At 68.7% G+C, this 19883-nt stretch carries 13 protein-coding genes; 8 read left to right on the top strand and 5 right to left on the bottom strand.

Annotation, left to right across the window (positions count from 1 at the left end):
• Positions 1-149 precede the first annotated feature (149 nt).
• Complete coding sequence (locus GF068_RS01305; RefSeq protein WP_153817469.1) at positions 150-1631, top strand: protein kinase domain-containing protein; 1482 nt, start codon at positions 150-152, stop codon at positions 1629-1631.
• A gap of 25 nt (positions 1632-1656) precedes the next feature.
• The gene (locus GF068_RS01300) at positions 1657-2247 is read left to right on the top strand and encodes a malonic semialdehyde reductase (RefSeq protein WP_153817468.1); all 591 of its coding nucleotides are present in this window, start codon (positions 1657-1659) and stop codon (positions 2245-2247) included.
• Between the two features lie 21 nt (positions 2248-2268).
• On the opposite strand, the gene GF068_RS01295 is transcribed toward GF068_RS01300, so the two are convergent.
• From GF068_RS01295 to trpS, 3 genes are all read right to left on the bottom strand, one after another.
• Positions 2269-4038 carry a PAS domain S-box protein gene (locus tag GF068_RS01295; protein WP_153817467.1) on the bottom strand — a complete coding sequence of 590 codons (1770 nt, stop codon included), beginning with the start codon at positions 4036-4038 and terminating at the stop codon, positions 2269-2271.
• Between the two features lie 76 nt (positions 4039-4114).
• Positions 4115-4657, bottom strand: a complete 543-nt coding sequence (locus GF068_RS01290; RefSeq protein ID WP_153817466.1) for an SLOG cluster 4 domain-containing protein — start codon at positions 4655-4657, stop codon at positions 4115-4117.
• Positions 4658-5126: 469 nt separating this feature from the next.
• The gene (trpS, locus tag GF068_RS01285) at positions 5127-6173 is read right to left on the bottom strand and encodes a tryptophan--tRNA ligase (RefSeq protein WP_338046152.1); all 1047 of its coding nucleotides are present in this window, start codon (positions 6171-6173) and stop codon (positions 5127-5129) included.
• 149 nt (positions 6174-6322) lie between these two features.
• Between trpS and GF068_RS01280 the strand changes: the two genes are divergently transcribed.
• From GF068_RS01280 to GF068_RS01265, 4 genes are read left to right on the top strand one after another with little or no spacing between them, the layout of a single operon-like run.
• The gene (locus GF068_RS01280; RefSeq protein WP_153817465.1) at positions 6323-7507 is read left to right on the top strand and encodes an ATP-binding protein; all 1185 of its coding nucleotides are present in this window, start codon (positions 6323-6325) and stop codon (positions 7505-7507) included.
• Positions 7504-8505 carry a ParA family protein gene (locus tag GF068_RS01275; RefSeq protein ID WP_153817464.1) on the top strand — a complete coding sequence of 334 codons (1002 nt, stop codon included), beginning with the start codon at positions 7504-7506 and terminating at the stop codon, positions 8503-8505. Before GF068_RS01280 ends, GF068_RS01275 begins: the two co-directional genes overlap by 4 nt.
• A 17-nt stretch (positions 8506-8522) precedes the next feature.
• Complete coding sequence (locus GF068_RS01270; protein WP_153817463.1) at positions 8523-9149, top strand: hypothetical protein; 627 nt, start codon at positions 8523-8525, stop codon at positions 9147-9149.
• Positions 9146-10798 carry a Tim44 domain-containing protein gene (locus GF068_RS01265; protein ID WP_153817462.1) on the top strand — a complete coding sequence of 551 codons (1653 nt, stop codon included), beginning with the start codon at positions 9146-9148 and terminating at the stop codon, positions 10796-10798. The genes GF068_RS01270 and GF068_RS01265 overlap by 4 nt, the downstream gene beginning before the upstream one ends.
• A 3-nt stretch (positions 10799-10801) precedes the next feature.
• Here GF068_RS01265 and GF068_RS01260 read toward each other — a convergent pair whose 3' ends face one another.
• On the bottom strand, positions 10802-14053 hold the full coding sequence (locus tag GF068_RS01260) for a CARDB domain-containing protein (protein ID WP_170319245.1): 3252 nt from the start codon (positions 14051-14053) through the stop codon (positions 10802-10804).
• 75 nt (positions 14054-14128) lie between these two features.
• Positions 14129-16420: a glycoside hydrolase domain-containing protein gene (locus tag GF068_RS01250; RefSeq protein ID WP_170319244.1), complete on the bottom strand. Its 2292-nt coding sequence runs from the start codon at positions 16418-16420 to the stop codon at positions 14129-14131.
• Positions 16421-16603: 183 nt separating this feature from the next.
• Between GF068_RS01250 and GF068_RS43280 the strand changes: the two genes are divergently transcribed.
• Both GF068_RS43280 and GF068_RS01240 read left to right on the top strand, forming a co-directional pair.
• A complete protein-coding gene (locus GF068_RS43280; RefSeq protein WP_170319243.1) occupies positions 16604-18271 on the top strand; it encodes a M61 metallopeptidase family protein in 1668 nt (555 codons plus the stop codon).
• 55 nt (positions 18272-18326) lie between these two features.
• The gene (locus tag GF068_RS01240) at positions 18327-19877 is read left to right on the top strand and encodes a hypothetical protein (protein WP_153817457.1); all 1551 of its coding nucleotides are present in this window, start codon (positions 18327-18329) and stop codon (positions 19875-19877) included.
• Positions 19878-19883: the final 6 nt, after the last annotated feature.

Genomic DNA, 19883 nt, shown 5'->3' with positions numbered 1-19883 from the left:
GTACTCGACTGTCGAACATCCGACGCTCGAGAGGCCCAGGACGAGCGCGGCGACCATGGGCCAGACGGACCCGTGAGACGAAGCCGAACGGCACATTTTCACCATACGATGCATCTTATCGCGTTAGGCTCCCCGATGTTCCCGTTCGTATGAGCACCGCCGCGGCCCTCATCGGAAGCACCCTGGCAGGTCGGTTCCGGATCACGTCGTTCCTCGGGGAGGGGGCGATGGCGACCGTGTACCGCGGCGTGCAGGACGCCGATCCGCGCGAGGTCGCGGTCAAGGTCATGCACCCCGAGCTCGCGCGCGACACCACCTTCGCCAGGCGCTTCCGCCGCGAGGCCAAGGCTGCCTCGCGGCTCAACCACAAGAACACCGTCCAGATCATCGACTACGGCGTCGACGGGAACATCGCGTACATCGCGATGGAGCTGCTCCAGGGCCGCGATCTCTTCGAGATCCTCACGGTCGAGCGGCGCCTCGCCGAGGCACGCGCGGCGCGGATCCTGATGGAGGTCTGCGACGTCCTCACGATCGCGCACGAGCAGGGCGTCGTGCACCGCGACCTCAAGCCCGAGAACATCATGATCCTCGGCCAGCCCGACGCGGCCGGCCGCGAGCGCATCAAGGTCCTCGACTTCGGCATCGCCAAGATCCTCGACAAGGAGCTGAAGGAGGGCGAAGGCGGCGACAACCCGCCGCCGAGCGCCGCGCCGAGCTCGGCGATCACCAGCGTCGGCGTCATCGTGGGCACGCCCGAGTACATGTCCCCCGAGCAGTGCCGCGGCGAGTCCGTCGACGCGCGCAGCGACATCTACGCCTGCGGCGTCCTCCTCTACCAGCTCGTCACCGGGCAGATCCCCTTCAGCGGCGACTCCATCATCGACATCGCCCTCAAGCACATCCGCCAGCCTCCGCCGCGGCCGAGCGCCCTCACGCCCTTCATGCACAAAGGGCTCGAGGCCATCATCCTGACGGCGCTCGAGAAGTGGCCCGCGCAGCGGCAGCAGAACGCCGCCGAGCTCAAGGCCGCGCTCGAGAAGGTCCTGCCCGAGCTCCGCGCCACGCCGCATCGCCTCGGCGGCACCGCGCGGGACGACGCGCCGCCTCTTCCGCCCTCGCGCCGCAACATCGCCGAGGTCCCGGTCGAGTCGGTCCGCTTCGCGCACGCCACGATCCCCGAGCAATCGACGCTCCCGTCCGAGCAGCTCACGCTCAAGCGCAAGGCGCTGAAGGCCCCGGCGTCCGTCGACGTCGAGCACGACACCGATCCCGAGGGCGGCAAGGCCTCGAAGGACGGCGTCATCATCCGCGTCCCGGCGGACGCCGAGCCCGTGCTCGGCTCCTCGCCCACCATCCCTGCTGCGCCTTCGGTCACGGACACCCTCACCACGGGCCGCGAGCCTCCGCCGGCCCTGAAGAAGGCGCCGTCCCCCAAGCCGCCGCTCGTCGTGAAGGCGCCCTCCGAGGACAAGGCGCGCAAGCCAGGCCAGGCCTCCCTCGCCGCCGACAAACCGCGCCCGATCACGCGCAAGAAGAAGGGCGGGACGAGCTTCTGGCTCCTCGTCCCGATCGCGGTCCTCGTCGGCATCACCGTTGGCGCGCTCGTGTTTTTTCTGACGCAACAGTAAACCGTCTCAGCGAGGTGACTGCTCCATGGCGAATCGGCTCGGCGAAGAGGCCCTCGATCAACTGTTCCGCGCTGCGCGCACCCACAACGTCTGGCTCGAGCGACCGGTCGAGGACGACGTGCTCCGCGAGATCTACGACCTCGCGAAGATGGCGCCCACGAGCGCCAACTGCTCCCCCATGCGTGTCGTCTTCGTGAAGAGCCCCGAGGCGAAGGCGCGGCTGCTCGCCGTCGTCTCCGCCGGCAACCAGGACAAGACCCGCACCGCGCCGGTCACGGCGATCATCGCCCACGACCGCCGCTTCTACGACGAGCTGCCCAAGCTCTTCCCGCACACCGACGCGCGCGCGTGGTTCGTCGGCAACCAGGCGCTGATCGACACGACCGCCTTCCGCAACGGCACGCTCCAGGGCGCCTACCTCATGATGGCCGCGCGCGCGCTCGGCCTCGACTGCGGCCCCATGTCGGGCTTCGACAACGACAAACTCGACCGAGCGTTCTTCCCCGACGGCCGCTTCGCCTCGAACTTCCTCGTGAACCTCGGCTACGGCGACGCCTCGAAGGTCTTCCCGCGGAGCCCCCGCTTCGCCTTCGACGAGGCCTGCACGATCCTCTGACGTGTCCCGGTCGGCGGACGATCAGGACGCGACGGGCAAGAACAACCGGATCCGGTTCCCTCGCCCCGGCGCGCTCTGCACGTCGATCCGCCCGCCGTGGCTGGCCACGACGCTCTCCCAGAGCGAGAGATCCGCGCCGTGCGACACGCCGCGCCCCGTGTCGTGCACCTCCACGACCACCGACCCGCCCTCCGCGGGCGCGAGCACGACGCGCACCTCGTTCGCCTTCGGATCCCCCTCGGGCAACACGCGTGTCGTGCGGAGCAAGAGGCCCACGATCGCCAGCGCGATCCGCGCCGGCTCCCCTGCGACCGGCGGCACATCGGCCACCTCGGACGAGAGCTGCGCGCGCGCCTCGATCGCGCCCCGCGTGAGCAGCAGCGCCGCCTCGACGGCGCGCGCCACGTTCGTGGTCGGAGGCGCCTCGCGTGAGACCTCGCCGAGGATACGCAGGTCCCGCACGACCACCTTGATCCGCTTCGCGCCTTCGACGGCCTCGTCGAGCGCCTTGGCCACCTCCGGGCTCTTCGTGGCTCCGAGCGACTCGGACACGAAGCCCAGGTTGTTGAGCACGTACGCGAGCGGGTTGTTGATCTCGTGCGAGATGCCCGAGGCGAGCGTGGCCGCGGTGGCGATCCGGGCCTCGGCCTCGCGCTTTCGTTGCTCGCTCATGTCGCGCAGGATCGACACGAGCAGCCGCTCCTCCTTGCGGACCTGCAGCAGCGCTCGCTTCTCGACGAGCACGTGCGTCGCGCCGTCGGGCGTGCTCAGCGCGACCTCCCGCTCGTCTGCGGACTGCGGCCATCGATCCGGCTTGCCGCCGAGCGGCTTTGGCTTGAGCGCGTCGGCCGACTGCCCGAGGACCTCCTCGCGTGGCTTGCCCACGAGGGTGCAAAACGCGCGGTTGGCGATCGTGATCCGCCCCGTGTCGTCCTCGACCGAGAGCGGATCCGGGATCGCGTCGATCACGGCGAGGCGCGCCTCGGCCTCGATCTTCTCGTGCTCGGCGTGGATCATCGCCGTGATGTCTCGCGAGACGGTGACGAGCTCCTCGATCACGTCGGTGCGAGGATCACGCACGGGCCGGCTGATCGTCTCGAGCCACGCGTACTCGCCGTCCTTGCGCTGCAGGCGGATGATCGCGCCTGCGACCTGCGCGCCTGCGTCGAGCGCGCCGAGCGCCTCGAGCAGCTTCGAGACATCGGAGGGATGGAGGATGTCGAGGATGCTCGATCCGAGCAGCTCGTCGGGCTCGTAGCCGAGCACGGTGCGACATGCTGGTGAGATGTAGAGCCTGACGCCGCCTGGCGAGAAACGCGCGAGGATCTCGGTGGAGCTCTCGGCGAGGTGGCGGAAGCGCTGCTCGCTGCGCTCGGCGTGCCGGAGCGCGTCGCCGAGCATGCCTGCGCGGACGGCCTCCTTCTTCCGCTGCGCGACGCGCCGGAAGAGCAGCTCGACGCGTGAGGTCAAGAGGCTCTCGATGGCCGGCCAGATCATGAAGTCGTCGACGCCTTCGTCGCAGAGCGCCTCGACGTGCTCGGGCGTGGTGGCCATCGCGAAGATGACGGGCCCGCCGTCCGGGGCGCTCCGCAGGAGTCGACAGGCCGCGAGGCTCGCGGCGACGTCCTGCTCGTCCTCGGACGAGAGGAGCACGACGAAGCCGACGCCGGCGCTCGAAGCCGCCTCGAGCTCCAAGGCAGGCAAGACGGTCACGTCACTGCACTGATCACGAAGCAACCGCTCGACCGGTTGTGGATCGGCCTTGGGAGAAGCGACGAGCAAAGCCTTCATGCGATGGAATCCCGCCCAATACTGCCACAGTTTCGTCGAGGGTGTCGCGCTCGATGGCGCGAACGCTCTGCCCGGCTCAGCGGCTGGCTCGTTCGGCCATGGCCGTGACGACCTGGCGGATGGCGTCCGTGCCGCTGGTGGCGGGGATCACGTAATCATCGGGTACGTCCGGGAATCGTTGTCTGTCGTCGATCCGGACGCCGGCGAGCTCGCCGCTCCATCCGGCGATTTCGAGACCGACGACGATTCGATCGTGGATCCAGGCCATGGCCATTTCGGAGAGCGTGCCTGCGCCGCCGCCGATGGCGACGACCGCGTCGGCGTGGGCGACGAGTGCATTCCGCAAATGTCCGAGCCCGGTGGGGATCGCGATATCGACGTAGGTATTGGCGGCGCGTGGGTCGTGCCCTGGAAGGAGGCCGACGGTATCGCCCTCCTTGTACCGACTCGAGGCCCGCGCCCCGCGGCAAGCGGCCTCCATGACGCCTCCGAGCCCCCCCGTCAGGACCCGAAAGCCCACCTCCACGGCCGCGAGCCCGGCCTCGTAGGCGGCCTCGTAGGCGGGAGATCCAGGGAGAGCAGCGCCGTCACCGATGATCGCGAGGAGGAAGCGGGGCATGGTCAGTCCGCGCAGAGCCTACCACCCTGCCCGAGGGCGCTGGCAAGCGCGCCGTTCCCCGATTCGATCACGCCAACGTGATACAGAAAGGAAACCCGGCCCCACTTCCACCGATCCCCCCCTCTCCACGAATGTGGAGAGGGGGCTGGGGGGTGAGGCAACCGCCACCCCGAGCGCCCCAAGACCCGTCTGCACGCGGTGCAAACGCCTCTCGTACCGTCACAAGACCCGTCTGCACGCCGTGCAAACGCCTTTCAGACGTCACGAGACCCGTCTGCACGCGGTGCAAACCCCTCTCGTACTGTCACGAGACCCCTCTGCACGCGGTGCAAACGCCTCTCGTAGCGTCACGAGACCCGTCTGCACGCCGTGCAAACGCCTCTCACACACTCCGATCGCCCTTTGCACCGCGTGCAAACACCTCTCGGACCACGCCGAGCGCCGTTTGCACCCCGCCCGGTGTGGCCCCCTACCCCTTCGCCACCGCCACCGCCGGCACGAGCCCGACCTTCCGGTACACCTTCGAAAGCGTCTTCCACGCCCGCGCCCGCGCCTTCTCCGCGCCGCGCGCCAGGATCTGCTCGAGCCCCGCCTTGTCGGACATGACCTCTTGATACCGCTTCTGGAACGGCTCGAGCGTCGCCACCACCACGTCCGCGACCTCGCTCTTCAGGTCGCCGTAGCCCTTCCCCGCGAAATGCGCCTCCACCGCCTCCACCGGCTGGTTCGTCAGCGCCGCGTGAATGGTCAAGAGGTTCGACACCCCCGGCTTCTTCTCGACATCGAAGCGGATCTCCGTCTCCGAGTCCGTCACCGCGCGCTTGAACTTCCGGCGGATGACGTCCGGCGTATCCAGCACCGCGATGTAATTGTCCGGGTTGTCGTCGCTCTTCGACATCTTCTTCGTCGGATCCTGCAGGCTCATGATCCGCGCCCCCATCTTCGGGATGAAGGGCTCCGGCATCACGAACGTCTCCGAGTAACGCTGGTTGAAGCGCTGCGCGACGTCCCGCGTGAGCTCGAGGTGCTGCTTCTGGTCCGCCCCGACCGGCACCAGGTTCGCCTGATAAAGCAGGATGTCCGCCGCCATCAGCACCGGGTACGTGAAGAGACCCGCATTGATGTTCTCCTCGTGCCGCGCCGACTTGTCCTTGAATTGCGTCATGCGCGACAGCTCGCCCATGTACGTCATCGTGCCGAGGACCCACGCGAGCTCGGCGTGCTGCGGCACGTGGGATTGGAGCACGATCGTCGACGTCTCCGGATCGATCCCGCAGGCAATGTATTGCGCCGCGAACGACAGGCACCGGCTCCGGAGCTCCGCGGGCACCTGCGTCACCGTCAGCGCGTGCAGATCGACCACGAGGAAGATGCAGTCGTGCGTGTGCTGCAGCTCCACCCAGTTCTTCAAGGCGCCCACGTAGTTGCCGAGCGCGAGCTGTCCGCTCGGCTGGATCCCCGACAGGATGACTGGCTTCTTGGGCTGCGGCTGTTGCTGCTGGGTCGACTCGCTCACGCGTGCGCTCTATCGCCAGAGCTCCCGCGCGTCAACCCCCCGGGCTCGGGCGCCTTGCCGACGTTCGTCCCTGCTGCGTGCGGATGATCGGGCGTGGTGCGCACGTTGTCGCCAACGGGGTGAGATGGGTGTACAAGGGAGTGCGGACCATGGAACGCGAAGAGCTCGAGGAGATGCTGCGGGACGTCGAGTCCGATCGGGTGGAGCGCACGCGCTCCGCGAAAGACGCGGAGAAGATCGGTCAGGCCATCTGCGCCTTCGCGAACGATCTGCCGAACAGCCGCAAGCCGGGCTACCTGTTCATGGGGGCGAATGACGACGGATCGGCGTCAGGACTCGTCATCAAAGATCAACTCCTCCAATCGCTGGCTGCATTTCGATCGGACGGCGACATCCAGCCGATACCATCCATCAACGTTCAGAAGTGGTCGCTCGCCGGTGGGGAAATGGCGGTCGTGGAGGTGCTCCCTTCCGATTTGCCGCCCGTTCGTTACAAGGGGCTCGTCTGGATACGGATCGGGCCCCGAAAAGGCGTGGCCAGCGAGCAGGATGAGCGGGTCCTTTCGGAGCGACGGGCCCTCCTCGCCCGCACGTGGGACGCGCGCCCCTGCCGCGGCTCCTCGCTCGCAGACTTATCGCTCGATCTGTTCTCGCTCACCTATCGGACGTACGCGGTGGCCCCCGAAGTGATCGAGGAAAACCACCGGTCCATCGAGCAGCAGCTCGCCGCGCTTCGATTCCTCGACACGCGCGAGTCCTGTCCCACGAACGCGGGTGTCCTCCTCTTCGCCAAGGATCCGCTCTTCTTCGTCCCAGGAGCGTACGTCCAGTACGTCCATTACGACGGACCGACGCAGGCAGAGGACGTCCTGCGCGAGCGCCGGTTCTCCGGCGACCTCCTCTCGGTGCTGCGTGGCCTCGACGATCTCGCGGCGAGCATCGAGGGCGCGAGGCCGGTCGCGCTCCCGCAGGGCGGTGACCGAACCATCTGCGACTATCCTCGACGCGCCATGCACGAGTTGCTCGTGAATGCCGTCATCCATCGGAACTACGACGGATCGTCCACGCCCGTGAGCGTCAACCATTTCTCGGATCGCATCGAGATCCTGAGCCCCGGAGGGCTCTACCCCGACCTCACGCCCGATCAGTTCCCCGGAGGGACCTCGTACAGGAACCCCGTCCTCGCGGAGTCCGCGAAGGTCCTCGGGTTCGTCAATCGATTCGGCCGCGGTATCGCCATCGTCCAGGCCGAGCTCGCGCGAAACGGATCTCCGCCGGCCGTGTTCGAGCCGGGTTACAACCGCTTCCTCGTGACCGTCCCGAGGCGGACATGAAGACGATCGCGTTCTTCAACAACAGGAGCGGCGTCGGCAAGACGTCGCTCGTGTACCACCTCGCGTGGATGTTCCACGAGCTGGGCAGGAGCGTTCTGGCCGTGGACCTGGATCCGCAGTCGGACCTGACAGCCGCATTCCTGCCTCGCGAGCGACGCGAAGAGCTCTGGACGGACCACGGGAACGGTCGAACCATGCTGGCGGCCGTCCAGCCGCTCATGAATCGGTCCGGCGAGCTCGTACGTCCCCACGTGGAGTCGGTCGCGACGGAGACGCCGGGCTCTCTTTCGCTCATCCCCGGCGATCTTGGCCTGAGCATGCTCGAGGATCGGCTGGCGGGCGCGTGGGAAGGCTGCCTTGCCGACGATCGAGCGGTAGCGGGCGACGCGTTCCAGGTCGTGAGCTCGTTCCACAGGGTCATGAAGCTCCTCTCGTCGACCGCGGACGTGGCGCTGATCGACGTGGGGCCCGACTTCGGGGCGCTCAATCGAGCCGTCCTCCTCGCGGCCGATTGTATCGTGGTGCCGCTCGGCGCCGATGTGCTCTCGCTCCAGGCATTGCGTAACCTGGGTCGAGCGCTGCCCCGATGGCGCACGGGTTGGCAGGAGCGCCTCGCCCGTGCGCCTCGGCCGCACAACATCTCTCTGCCGAGAGGGGAGATGTGCCTGATAGGCCACGTCATCATGCAGCATTCCGCTCGAGAAGAGCGCCCCGTGAAGGCATCTCGGCGGTGGATCGATCGGATTCCGGATCTCTACCACGAGCTCCTGCTCGGCGAGTCGCCTCCAGCTCCGTCCCCCGATACGCAACCGCTCGCCACCATCCGCCATTACCGGAGCCTGATGTCGTTGGCCCAGGAGGCCCGAAAGCCCATGTTCCTGTTGCGAGCCGTCGACGGAGCGATCGGCAGCCATGCAGCGGCGGTGCAGGCATGTTTTCGTGATTTCGAGCGGCTTGCTCGTCGAATCGCGGAACGCGCAGGGATATCCGTTTCTTGACCAGCAGACGGACGACGATGAGCGCTCGGGATTTGCTCGATTCCAAGGCCAAAGACGAGGTCACGCGGGCCATTCGGGGCCTCGAGGCGAAGACGTCGGCCGAGGTCGTCGTCGTCGTCCGCGCCGTCTCCGGCCACTACCGGCACACCGACGGGTTCGTGGGTTTTGGCCTCGTGATCGTCGTGGTTTGTGTCTTCCTCTTTCACCCCGCGCCCTTCGACGAGCACCTCTTGCCCTTCGAGGTCCTCCTCGCTTTTGTCCTCGGCGGCTTCGCCTCGTCGAACCTCCCGCCCCTCCGGCGCGCCCTCACCTCGCGGCGGCTCATGGAGGAGAGCGTCCTTTGCGCCGCCCGCGCGGCGTTCGTCGAGCGCGGCGTCTCGCGCACGCGCGGGCGCACGGGGCTCTTGATTTACGTGTCCGTCTTCGAGCAAAAGGTCGAGCTCGTCGGTGACATCGGCCTCGATTTCGAGGCGCTCGGGGAAGCGTTCGCCGCCGCGCGGCGTCGCGTCGAGGAATCGGTGGAGAAGACCGGCGGGCTCCCGGCCTTCCTCGTGGCGCTCGGGGAGCTCGGCGAGGCGCTCGGGCGATCCCTCCCGCGCGCCGAGGACGATAGAAACGAGCTCGCGGACGAGGTGCATTCATGAGGCGAACGAAGCGCTTCGCCGCCCTCGCCCTCGCGGCCGGGCTCGGCCTCGCGGCACCCTTCCTCGCCGAGGACGCGGGCGCGCGCCCCGGCGGCGGTCATACGTTCGGCGGCGGGAGCGGCTCGTCGTCGTCGTCGTCGTCGAGCCGCTCCTCGTCCTCGTCGAGCCGCTCCTCGTCCTCGTCCTCGTCGCCGTGGGGGGGCTCGTCCGGGAGCCGCTCCTCGTCGTCCTCGTCGTCGTCCGGGACCTCGTATTACGGCGGTGAGTCGCCCGGGTTTTCGGGGCCTTTTGCGCTCGTCGTGCTCGGCATGGGCGTCGTCTTTTTCGCCGCCGGGCAAATCTTCCGGAAATATCGCGAGGCGCACGAGGGCTGGGAGTCGAGCCAGACGGACGCCCACGAGGCGCGTATGCAGGCGATCCGCCGCCGCGAGCGCGCTCGGAAGAAAGCAGAAAAAGAGAAACGGCTGCGCAGGCCCCACCGCACCATCGAGGCCGCGCTCGCCGCGCTCGGCAGCGAGGATCGCCATTTCTCGCGTGTCCTCTTCGAAGACTTTCTGTATGCGCTCTACACCGAGGTCCAGGCCGCGCGAGGCAAGGGCACGCTCGATGCCCTCGGCGCTTACCTCGCGGAGGGCGCGATCGTCGCGTATTCGCCTTACCCCGCGGCGGAGGTACGGGACGTCGTCATCGGCGCGATACATTTCGGGTCGATCGTCGCGCAGAGCAAACCCACGCGCCGGATCGAGCTCGAGGTCGCCTTCGAGGTGAACTACACGGAGGTCTCCGCCGACGGCCACGAGCAGAGCTTCTGGGTGTACGAGCGATGGACCCTCGTCCGCGACCCGCACGTGCAATCGCGGCCGCCCGAGAAGACGCGGGTGTTCGGCTGCCCGAGCTGCGGCGCGCCGCAGGGCAAGGCCATCGGCGCGAAATGCCGGTATTGCGGCGCCGTCGCCTCCGCCGGCGCGCTCGACTGGACCGTGATTGCGATTGACGTCGAGGGCCGCGAGCCCCGCGGCCCCTTGCTCACGGGCACGACCGAGGAGGTGGGCACGGACGCTCCGACCGTCGTCGCGTCCGACGTGCAAGCGAAATGGTCCGCGCTCACGAAGAAGGACCCAGAGCTCGGCTGGTCGTCCTGGAAGGCCCGCGTGGACGCCATCTTTCGAGTGTTCCACGAGGGCTGGTCGAGCCAAAACCTCGAGCTCGTCCGCCCGTACCTCTCGGACAACCTCTTCCAGGCGCAGCGGTACTGGATCGAGACCTACAAGAAGCAGGGCCTGCGCAACGTCACGGAGGACGCGCGGATCGTCTCGCTCGACCTCGCGCGCGTCCTCTCCGACACGTATTACGACGCCGTCACCGTGCGTGTCTTCGCCTCGTGCCGCGATTACACGGTCGACGAGGACGGCGAGGTCGTGTCGGGCAGCAGGACGAAGGAGCGCGCTTACAGCGAATACTGGACGCTCATCCGCGGCGCCGAGCGGCGCGGCGCCCCTCGTGTCGATCCCGTCTGCCCGAGCTGCGGCGCCCCGAACGCCGAGATCAACATGAGCGGCGCCTGCGGCCATTGCAACGTGCACATCACGGCGGGCGAGTTCGACTGGGTGCTCTCGCGTATCGAGCAGGACGAGGCGTACAGGGGCTGAGGATCAATTGATCCCGCAAACCACCTTCCCGTTCGCCTCATCCTTGTTGTTTCCGTCGTTGCACTCGAGCACCGTGTTCTGCGGATCCACCACGGCGTAGATGAGCACCAGGAGCCCCGGCGGGAAGTTCGACATCTTCGGGCTCAACATGACGCTTTGCCCCGGATCCAGCGGCCCCGCGATCGTCTCCTCGTGGACGGGCGTGCCGCCCTGGTTGGGATCACCCGCGTAGAATCGCACGAGGATGTCGCTCGCCGGCGCCGATCCGTCGTTGTACAGCGTCGCCGAGACCGTCGGCGCCGGGCACGTGCCCTCGGACGCCGCCCCGACGTCGATGCGCAGATCCGGCTGCACCTGCCCCGGCTCCACCGCGGCCTCGAGCGTGTTGTTGTCCTCGACGCATTCACGCTCCTGGTTCGTGTCGTCCACCACGACGCGCACCTTCTCCGGCAACGTGCCGGGCGAATTGTTCGTCGCGTCGTAGTTCACCGTCACCAGGATCGATTGCCCCGGCTCCAGGCTCGTCCCGAGCACCGCGGTGAGCGGCGTCTGCGCGGCGTCCGCGTAGAGCGGCTCGCTCGGCGCCCCGCCCATCCATTCGCCGTAGAATGCGACGACCACGCCCGGGCCCACGCGCACGTCGCCGTCGTTGCGGATCTCCACCGTGATGTCGAGCTTCGTCGAGAGCTGCCCGCACGCCGCGTCCGGCGACGACATCTGCATGCCCGGGACCCGGAGATCCGGCGCGACGCCGGACGAGCGCGGGTTCGAGCGGTACGTGTTGTACCGGCGGCCATTGTAGAGCTTCCAGCTCTCCGGCTCGAGCGGCGGGATCGCCCCGCTCTCCAGCACGTTCGTCACGTGATAGGCGTGCTGGTTCCAGATGCGCCGCGCCGGCACCCACGTGTCGCTGCTGTCGCCCCAGACGGCGATGCCATTCGGATAATTGTAGCCCGCCGAGCACGAGCTCGTGTCGTTGTTCGAGGCGAACACGATCTCGGCGTTGCCGTCGTTGTCCACGTCCGCGATGACCGGGTTCTCCGTGCGCGTGCGGCTCGGGGAGTGCTCCTTGAAGAGCACCGCCGACGTCGCGCCGTCGTAAATGCGGAACCAGCACTCGTCGTTGTAGATGGTCTCGGCCGCGCCGTCGCCGTTGAAGTCGAAGACGCTCGACGCCGTGACGCGGCTCGAGTTGTCCTCCGTGACGCGCATCCAGCCGTTGTGCAGGCACACGCACGAGCCCTTCGCCGTGTTGCAAACGGCGCCCGCCTGACATTCGGCGTCGGTCGTACACGCGCCGCCGGGGTCGCGGGCGGGGTTTCCGTTGTCGCCGGCGATCGCGTCGTCGAAGGCGTTTGGCCAGGCCGGGCAGCTCGCCGACGTCGCCTGCAGGTCGATCATCATGTACCGCAAGCCGAACGCGGTGCCGATCTCCGGGAAGCCGTCGCCGTCGAAATCGTCGACGTTCGGCGCGCCGCCGTTGTCGCCCGCGCCGAGGTTCGTGAAGCGGCGCTGCGCGCCGGTCTCGCCGTTGTAGATCGCCAGATATCCGCGCGAGATCAGGATGACCTCGGCCTTGCCGTCGGGCGGGTTGTCCGGCCCCGGCGGCGCGGCCTCGTCCGCGCCGAGGATATCGGCCACGGCGCAGAAACCCTCGCGTTGCAGGTTCGGCACGGCCACGGCCCCGTTCACCACCTGCGCGTCCCAGACGACCTCGAGCTGGCCGAGGCAAAATGCGCTCGTGTCGCCCGCCGCGCAATCGGCGCGTTTCCCCACGCCCGCGGGCGGCGTGGGGAACCTGTACACCGTCGTGCCCACCACGATTTCTTGCTTGTTGTCCCCGACGAGGTTCGCGATGCAGCCGATGGGCCCTTGCCCGTTGTTGCCATTGACCGTGATCTGCCCGGAGAACTTGTCGACGAAGACGAGCTCGTTCGTCATCGGGTCCTTGTCGACCGTGAACACGTGTTTGCCGACGACGATCTCCGCGTACCCCTTGCCGTCGACGTTCGCGATCGCCACGGCCGGGACGTTGTGCCCCGCCGAGGGCCACGTATTGACCGCCGTCTGCGTGATGATGTCGCCCTTGTTGTCGAGGATGACGAGGCCGCCGGTCGACACACCCGCGACGACCTCGTAAGGCACCACGATCTCGGGTACGCCGTCGCCGTCGAGGTCACCGGCCGCGATGGAGGCGGTCGAGTTCGCGATCCCGTCCGTGTTCAGCCACGCCTTGTTCAGCGGCTCGCCCTCGTGCCAGACGTTCGTCCCCGCGTTCGCGAAATAGTCTTTGCCCTTGTTCGGCCCGCCGCCGTGGATCGCGCGGACCACGCCGTGCGCCGTGGCCGAGGTCCCGTGGTAGGTGGTGAACACGATCTCCGGGAAATCGAGCTCGTTGATGAGGCCGTCGCCATTGTCGTCATCGAGGTTCACGACGACGGGCGTCATGCTCACCTGGGCCGATCCCGCGAACGGCGCGTTCACCGCGACGTTGTTCGGCACGACGCCGGTCCCGCCCCACTGGATCTCCTTCTTCGGCAGGACCTCCGCGAAGGGCACGGGCGGCAGCGTGCAGGTCGCGGGTTTGCCCGTACCGACACATTCGCCGGCCTCGCAGGCCGTGTCCGCCGGGCAATCCCAGTCGTCCTCGCAGGGGCACGCCGCGTCGCCCATGCCGTCGTCCGTGCAGATGCTCGTGTAATACGAGGTGCTGCCGCAGGTGAACTGCGCCGACACCCCGCTGCCATTCGCGTCGCAGGCCTGAAGCTCGTCGCCCACGCAGCTCGTCGTGCCGGGGACGCAGGCGTCGTCCACGCAGATCGTGCCATTACAATACTGGTTTTGCGGGCATTCGACGTCCTGCGCGCAGGCGATGTCCTTGCAGTAGGCGCCGCCGCCGGGCGTCACCTCGCAGACCTCGGTGGGCAGGCAATTCAGCATGCCGCACTCGTTGTTCACGCAGCCGGGTTTTCCATCCGGCAGCACCTCGCAGCGCTGATCGTCCGGGCACTGGATGCCGACGCACAGGTCCACGCCGCCGCCCTGGCCGCCGCCGCCGCCGGCGCCACCCGAGCCGGCGAGGATGATTCCGCCTTCGCCGCCGTCGCCGCCCTGGCCGCCGGCCCCGCCCGCGCCGCCGCTGCCGGTGGGTGGGTTTCCCGAGGAGGTCGGGTCCCCGCCGCTGCTGCCGCACCCGGCGGCGAGGGCGGCGAGCACCGGGAGCGCCGTCACGAAACTGGAGGTCGATCGTCGCATGACCGGCGACGGTAACAAATCGCGGAGTCGCCGGAAACGAGGAAGAGGCCGCGTAACGCGTTATGCGGCTGCGTCTCAAGGGACGGGCACGATGCGCATCCAGTTCAGCATCGTGTATTGGTCCTGCTGCCCGACCTCCATCGTGACGTTGCCGTCATTCACGTCGACGACGACCGACGCGACACGGTAGGGCTCGGCCGGCGTCGTGGCCACGGAGTCGAAGAGCGGCTGCCCCTCGACGAGGACGCGGTGCTGCTCGTAGGTCCGATCGTGCCAGCCGATGGAGACCGTGATTTCGTACTGACCCTGCTCGATGTCCCAGTTGAAGGTGTCGGTGCGCCCGTAATCGTTGTAGATCACGCTCTTCTGGAGCTCGGAGACCGGGGCGTCCGCGAGGTATTTGTACAACATGATCCCCGGATCGCCGATGTGGGGGCCCGACCAGCCGTACCCCTTCTTCGCGTCATAACCCTCCCAGCCGATCTTGATCCATTCGTGGCCGTCCAGAACCAGCGGATTCGCGGACGGCTCGCCGTTCGGGTCCTGGAAGTTGATGTGATACGCGGCGCGCGGGTGGGCGCCTTCGGGCGCGGAGACGAGCGTCGGGCAGCCGTTGACCTTGCCTTCGAGGTAGAGGCCGAGCTCGTCGCGCAGGTGGGCGAGCGCGGATGCGTCCCGCGTGAACGAGGTCGGCGAGGAGACCGCGCTCGCGGCCGAGAGGTCACAACCCGCGGCCTGCGCGGGCGTCTGGGGGATCGTGCCGCCGGCCGCGCGCAGGAGGTATTCGAAGTCCTCGGCGCCCTCGCGGAGCAGCTCCCAGCGGATGCTGCTCACGATCGCGCCGTCCTCGGGCGGATACAGCAGAAAGCCGTCGCCGTTCTGGTTCGTGCCTTGGGGCCGCGGATCCTCGTAGGGATCGCTCCCCCAGCCCGTGACGGAGTAATAAGCGAAGCCGCGGATCCGGTACTTCCACGCGGCCCAGAAGGCGATACGCGTCTCGATGCCGGGGTGATCGATCGTGATGGGGTTGAAATGCGGCGGGAGGTCGCCGTAGAGGAAATACCACCACACGTCCTCGCCGAGCGCCTGGCGGACCTCGGCGTACTTGGGATCGAAATGCGAGAGGTCGGCCCACCAGAGATCGTAATGGCCGGAGCCGATCGAGGCGTGCTCGGCGATCTCGGGCTTCGGCTCCTCGCTGACCGCGATGCGCAGGTTCGGCGCGGCCTCCTTGGCGAGCTTCGCGAGGAACGCGGCGACGTCGTAGTCCTCCGGCCCCTGGGGCTCGTTCTGCACGTAATAATAACCCTTGTCCTGCCAGCCCTTCGCCACGAGGTAGGCGTCGATCGCGGCGAGCAGCTCCTGCCACGCGGCGTTGTACTCGGGCGTGCCGAAGGGGTCGCTACCGCGATCGACGCCGCAGAACGTCTGCGGCCGCGGGGTCGAGTTGTCGACGAACTGCATGATCTGGAACGAGGGGAAGCCGACCCCGTTCCACCCCACGCCGTCGATGTATTCGGGGCCGAGCTGGGAGAAGTCGTAAGGATTGTTCTCCTCCACGAACGAGCCCGACGCACAATCGTAGTTGATGCCGCCATTGTAATTGAGCCCGGCCGGCCAGGCGACGCCGCCGGGGACGAGGCGGTGCTCGTGGAAGAAGTCCTTCAGTTCGCGGACCTTCTCCAGGCTCTCGCCGCCGCCGAGGGCCTGGAAGCTCGTGTTCCAGTTGCCGTCGAAGCCGAGCTTCTGGGGGAGCTCGAAATCGTAGACGTGGAGCGAGACGGGGATCACCTCCGTGCCGCCGGACGTCGTGACGGTGAGGGTCGCGGTGTACTCCCCCGCGGCCGCGCCGGGCGGGACACGGACGGTGATCCAGAAAGGCTGGTTCTCGCCCGCGGCGAGCTCGTGCGAGGCGCCGAAGCTCGTCGGATGGAGCGGATCGGGCACATAGGGGCTCACGATCGACGAAGGATCGGAGGGCTCCGTGATGCGGACGTACCCGACGCGGTGAATGCGGACGTCGTCGAGGGTGCCGGGGCCGGTGAGGGGGCTGAGGCTGAATGAGACGGGCCCGGCCGCGTCGGGGCGGACGACGATCTGGAAGGGCTCGAGCTCGTTCTTGGCGGCTGAGATGCGGATGCCGTCCCCCATCCGCGAGGGCGGCGTGGCCTCGCGAAGGACCTTGTCCATGGGCGTGGCGGTCCAGAGCGTCGCGCCCGCGGGCGAAGGCAGGACGAAGGCGCGATCACCGGAAGGCGTGCAATCGGTGCAAGGCGGGAGTGGTGGTTTGCCATTGCCGGGCGGGGCGCCCTGGGAGCCACAAGCGAGGAGCACGAGCGAGAGCGGGGCGAAGCGAAGCCGGGGCATCGGGACCTCCGCGCCCGATGGTACGGCCGATCCGCGGGAAAACGCGAGGGATCGGCGATCGCGGCGCCGAGACGCGTTCCGCCCTCCGCCCGGCTCTGCTATCACCCTGCCCGCTCCGCGCTGTTGGGGAAGGCCGTGCGTTTCACCTGGAAAAACATTTTTCCTCCCGTCCTCCTCGCCGCCATGGCGCTCCCCGCCTGCCGCGACTCTTCCTCCGCGCCCGCAGATCCCGCCGCCGCGCGCCCCGCCGAGCCGCTCCCTCCCCTGCCCGCGCTCGCCGATGGCCTCACCGTGCGCCTCACGCCGCGGCCTGATCGGGGCGTGGTCGACGTCGAAATTCACCTCGTCGGCCCGGAGGCCGCGCGCGCGAAGGAGCTCTCCATCAGCCGCGCCTGGGCCGGCATCGATGGAATGGCCGCGCTGCGCGGCGTGCGCGTCCGCGACGGCGAGGGCGTGATTGCCACGCAGGAGAGCGCGGACCAAGGCCCCGAGCGTATCCTCGTCCTCGGCCGCGCCCCGACCTCCCACCTCGCGATCACCTACCGCGTCGCCTCCGCGCCCAGGGACGTCGCGCGTTTCGCCTTGCACCTCGATCGCGAGCGCCTCTCCGGCGTCGGCCACACCTTCCTGCTCCTGCCCCGCGCGAACGAGCCGCTCCCCGTGCACGTCCAGATCCGCCCCGGCGCCCTCGCGCCCGGCGCCTCGGGGGCGAGCTCGTTCGGCGTCGGCGACGACGTCGAGGCCCGCGCGACGCCGGCCGAGCTCGCGAACGCCGTCTACCTCGCGGGCAGGCTCCGGACGTTTGGTTCGGCCGAGGAGCATCGGCTCGTCTTGCTCGGCCGCCCCGCGTTCGACGCCGAGGCCACGCACGCGACCATCACGCGCGCCCATGCCGCGCTCGAGCGCCTCTTCGGCGGCGCGCCTCGATCCGGCCCGGCGACACGTGGCGATTTTTCGTACCTCCTCGTCGCCGAGCCCGGCCTCGGAAAGGGGCACGACGGCGCGTTGCTCGGCCGCTCGTTCGGGCTCTGGATCGGCGAGGACCGACCCTTCGACGCGGCCGTCACCATCGCCGCGGCCCACGAGCTCGCCCACCGCTGGATCGGCGGCGCCGTCCGCCTCGTCGAAGGCGGCCGCGAGCAGGTCTGGTTCTCCGAGGGGTTCTCCGTTCATTACGCCCGCAAGATCGCGCTCGCCGAGAAGCTCATCGGCCCGCGCGATTTCGCCGCGGACCTCGAGCGCACGCTGGTGAACACGGCCGGCGCGCTTCCGGCGCACGCCCGCTCGCGGCAGGACTACCAGCGCGGCGCGCGTTACGCCGCGGCCCTCGACGCGGCCTTGCGGAAGGCCTCGCGCGGGAAAAAATCACTCGACGATCTCGTGCGCGCGCTCGTCGATCGCGCCGCCGCCGAGAACAAGGTCGACCTGCCCGTCGCGGCCCTGGGGGAGCTCATCGCGCGCGAGCTCGGCCCCGCCCGCGGCGAGGAGCTCGACTGGGTCATGGTGCGCGGGCACGGCGAGATCACGCTGGACGGCGACGCCTTCGGCCCCTGCTTCCACCGAGCTCGTACGAAGTCGAAGGTCCACGAGCTCGGCTTCGACGAGGCGAGCCTGCAAAAGACGCCCGCCATGATCCGCGGCCTCGTCCCCGGCTCGGCGGCCGCGCGCGCGGGCCTCGAGGAGGGGGCGTTCGTGCTTTCGTCCAAGGTGCCGGCCGAGCGCGACGGCGACGCGGACGAACCCGTCGAGATCGTCGTCGCCGACCGCGGCGGCGGCCGCAAGATCCGGTTTTTGCCCGTGGCCGAGCGCGAGGTCCTTCGCTGGGCAGAAAAACCACGCTGCCGCGATTGACGCGCCCATCCCCCATCGACGGGCGGGCCGGACCGGGCGTACCATCACACCCGCCATGACAAACCCGGCCTCCGACGCGCCGAAGCCCCCCGAGACGAACGCGTATGCACCCCCCACGGCGCCGCTGCCCGCGCCGCCCGTCCTGCGGTCGCCGGACGTGGTGACGACGGGCCAGCGTATCGCCGGCGGCCTGCTCATCGTGAACGCCGTGCTCGTCTTGATCGAGGCGGCCGTCCTGCCGCCCGACCCGGATCCGACGCCCCTCACCTCCCCCGGCCGGACGTTTCTCCCTGCGATCATCGACGTCGCGATCGGGATCTCTTTGCTCGCCAGGAATCGCAAGTTCTTGCCGTGGGCGATCGTGCGTGTCGTGTTCGGGCTCATCGTGCTGACGGCCGTGCTCGCGTTCAAGGATCCGTTCCTCGCCGTGATGCAGGTCGTCGTGAGCGGCTCGCTGTTGCTCTTGCTCGTCGGGGACGCGGGCAAACCTCGCGTGGCCGTGGGCGGCGTGCTCTTCGGCGTCTACGCGCTCATCAACGTGCTCGGCCTGTCCGCGACGCTGACGGGCACGAACCCGATCGCCGCGCTCGTGTGGACGGCCCGGGGCGACATCGAGTCGGAGCCGGCGGGCGTGGTGACGGGCGACGCGTCCCATTACCAGCTCCGCGCGCCCTCGGATCGCTGGCGCATGCGCAAGCCCGAGTCGGCGAAGAAGGACAACCCGCTCGCGGATCGCTGGATCACGCGGCCCGATCTCGACGCGCACGTGATGGTCATCGCCGAGAAGGTGCCCGGCATGCTGGTGCTGCCCGACGCCCTCGCCGACGCGGTGATCGAGAACGGCAAGACCAGCGCCACGGCCTTCGAGCTCGTGGGCCGCGAGCCGCTGCGCACGCACCCGGAGAACGGGCGCCTCGTGCACACGCGATCGACGACGAGCGGGATGGAGGTCGAGACCTTGACGGGCGTCGTGGCGACGTACGAGCGCGGCTACCAGATCCTCGCGTTCGCGCCGAAGAAGTCGTTCCCCCAGGCCGAGCCCGAGCTACGCGCGTTCGTGGAGTCGTTCGAGCTGCCGACCGACGAGGTGCCGGGCCTGCCCGCGGACGCCGAGCCGCTGCCGGCCGGCAGGCTCACGGGCGTGTCGACGAACTACACGCTGCTGCCCCCGAGCGAGCGCTGGGCGCTTCGCAAGGACGAGGCCGCGAAGAAGGACAACCCGCTCGCGGATCGGTGGATCGTTCGTCCGGACAAGGACGCGCACGTCTTCGTGGTGGCCGAGCACGCGCCGGGCGCGGTGGTGGATCTCGAGAAGTACACGGACGCGGTGGCGAGCACGATCAAGGAGCGCATGGGTGGGACGATCGAGTCGCGCGAGCCCTTGCGCACGGACCCGAAGAACGCGCGCCTCTTGCACGCCCGCGCCGACACGGAGGGCATGAAGCTCGTGTATTATTACGGGCTCTTCGCGCGCGGCGACCGGGGGTTCCAGGTGATCGCGTTCGCGCGGGCCGAGGTGTTCCCCAGCGTGAAGGACGAGCTCGAGAAGGTGATCGAGACGTTCGAGATGCCGCCGGAGAATACGGCGGCGAGCACCAAACCCTGACCCCGC

Source organism: Polyangium spumosum, from assembly GCF_009649845.1.
Classification (GTDB): domain Bacteria; phylum Myxococcota_A; class Polyangia; order Polyangiales; family Polyangiaceae; genus Polyangium; species Polyangium spumosum.
The sequence above is the reverse complement of the archived record's forward strand: the minus strand, read 5'-3'. Positions and strand labels throughout refer to the sequence as shown.

Coding starts and splice junctions, on each gene's coding strand:
- GF068_RS01305 (WP_153817469.1), top strand. CDS start 150: ATGAGCACCGCCGCGGCCCTCATCGGAAGCACCCTGGCAGGTCGGTTC.
- GF068_RS01300 (WP_153817468.1), top strand. CDS start 1,657: ATGGCGAATCGGCTCGGCGAAGAGGCCCTCGATCAACTGTTCCGCGCT.
- GF068_RS01295 (WP_153817467.1), bottom strand. CDS start 4,038: ATGAAGGCTTTGCTCGTCGCTTCTCCCAAGGCCGATCCACAACCGGTC.
- GF068_RS01290 (WP_153817466.1), bottom strand. CDS start 4,657: ATGCCCCGCTTCCTCCTCGCGATCATCGGTGACGGCGCTGCTCTCCCT.
- GF068_RS01280 (WP_153817465.1), top strand. CDS start 6,323: ATGGAACGCGAAGAGCTCGAGGAGATGCTGCGGGACGTCGAGTCCGAT.
- GF068_RS01275 (WP_153817464.1), top strand. CDS start 7,504: ATGAAGACGATCGCGTTCTTCAACAACAGGAGCGGCGTCGGCAAGACG.
- GF068_RS01270 (WP_153817463.1), top strand. CDS start 8,523: ATGAGCGCTCGGGATTTGCTCGATTCCAAGGCCAAAGACGAGGTCACG.
- GF068_RS01265 (WP_153817462.1), top strand. CDS start 9,146: ATGAGGCGAACGAAGCGCTTCGCCGCCCTCGCCCTCGCGGCCGGGCTC.
- GF068_RS01260 (WP_170319245.1), bottom strand. CDS start 14,053: ATGCGACGATCGACCTCCAGTTTCGTGACGGCGCTCCCGGTGCTCGCC.
- GF068_RS01250 (WP_170319244.1), bottom strand. CDS start 16,420: ATGCCCCGGCTTCGCTTCGCCCCGCTCTCGCTCGTGCTCCTCGCTTGT.
- GF068_RS43280 (WP_170319243.1), top strand. CDS start 16,604: ATGGCGCTCCCCGCCTGCCGCGACTCTTCCTCCGCGCCCGCAGATCCC.
- GF068_RS01240 (WP_153817457.1), top strand. CDS start 18,327: ATGACAAACCCGGCCTCCGACGCGCCGAAGCCCCCCGAGACGAACGCG.